Origin of the sequence: Mesocricetibacter intestinalis, from assembly GCF_004363295.1 — a bacterium.
Taxonomy (GTDB): Bacteria; Pseudomonadota; Gammaproteobacteria; order Enterobacterales; family Pasteurellaceae; genus Mesocricetibacter; species Mesocricetibacter intestinalis.
The window spans coordinates 1-1,312 of sequence record NZ_SNYQ01000017.1 but is presented as its reverse complement, the minus strand read 5'-3'; the positions used below and the strand labels follow the sequence as shown (position 1 = coordinate 1,312).

Annotated in this window: 1 protein-coding gene; it reads right to left on the bottom strand. The window is 46.5% G+C overall.

The window, feature by feature from the left end; genetic code table 11:
• Positions 1 to 128: 128 nt before the first annotated feature.
• Positions 129 to 1,312 (bottom strand): elongation factor Tu (tuf, locus tag EDC45_RS10310; RefSeq protein ID WP_133546096.1); only part of this gene is annotated, 1,184 nt, incomplete at its 5' end.

Below are 1,312 nucleotides of genomic sequence, written 5' to 3'. Positions count from 1 at the left end.
AAAACTTTCGCTTTTTCGACCGCACTTTTCCATAAGCGCTTACCTTACCTAAAATAAACAAAGGGGAGCTTAGCTCCCCTTCCCTTTACCTTGTTAGGTTTTCATTCAATAATCAGCTATACATCCGATTATTTGATGATTTTCGCTACCACACCGGCGCCTACTGTACGGCCGCCTTCACGAATCGCGAAACGTAAACCCTGGTCCATCGCAATCGGGTGAATCAGGCTTACTGTCATTTTAATGTTATCTCCCGGCATTACCATTTCCACACCTTCCGGTAATTCGATGGTGCCTGTTACGTCCGTTGTACGGAAATAGAACTGTGGACGGTAACCTTTGAAGAACGGAGTATGACGACCACCTTCTTCTTTAGATAATACGTAAACTTCTGATTCGAAATCTGTGTGCGGAGTGATTGAACCCGGTTTCGCCAATACCTGACCACGTTCGATTTCTTCACGTTTAGTACCACGTAATAACGCTCCGATGTTTTCACCCGCACGACCTTCGTCTAATAATTTACGGAACATCTCTACACCCGTTACGGTTGTTTTTGCTGTTTCTTTAATACCAACGATTTCTACTTCATCACCCGTACGGATAATACCGCGCTCTACACGACCTGTTACTACCGTACCACGTCCTGAAATTGAGAATACGTCTTCAATCGGTAACAAGAACGGCTGGTCGATTGCACGCTCCGGCTCCGGAATATAGCTGTCTAAATGACTCGCTAATTCAATAATTTTTTCTTCCCACTGCGCATCGCCTTCTAACGCTTTTAACGCTGAACCGCGTACGATTGGTGTGTCATCTCCTGGGAAGTCATACTGGGAAAGAAGTTCACGCACTTCCATTTCCACTAATTCTAATAATTCTTCGTCGTCTACCATATCGCATTTGTTTAAGAATACGATGATGTAAGGTACACCTACCTGACGACCTAAAAGAATGTGCTCACGAGTCTGCGGCATAGGACCGTCTGTGGCCGCTACCACCAGAATCGCACCGTCCATCTGCGCCGCACCGGTAATCATGTTTTTAACATAGTCCGCGTGTCCCGGGCAGTCTACGTGTGCGTAGTGGCGAGTCGGTGTGTCATATTCCACGTGAGATGTGTTGATGGTGATACCGCGCGCTTTTTCTTCCGGCGCATTATCAATCTGGTCGAATGCACGCGCCGCACCGCCGTAGTGTTTTGCCAATACGGTTGTGATTGCTGCGGTTAAAGTTGTTTTACCATGGTCAACGTGGCCGATTGTTCCCACGTTTACGTGCGGTTTTGTACGTTCAAATTTTTCTTTAGACA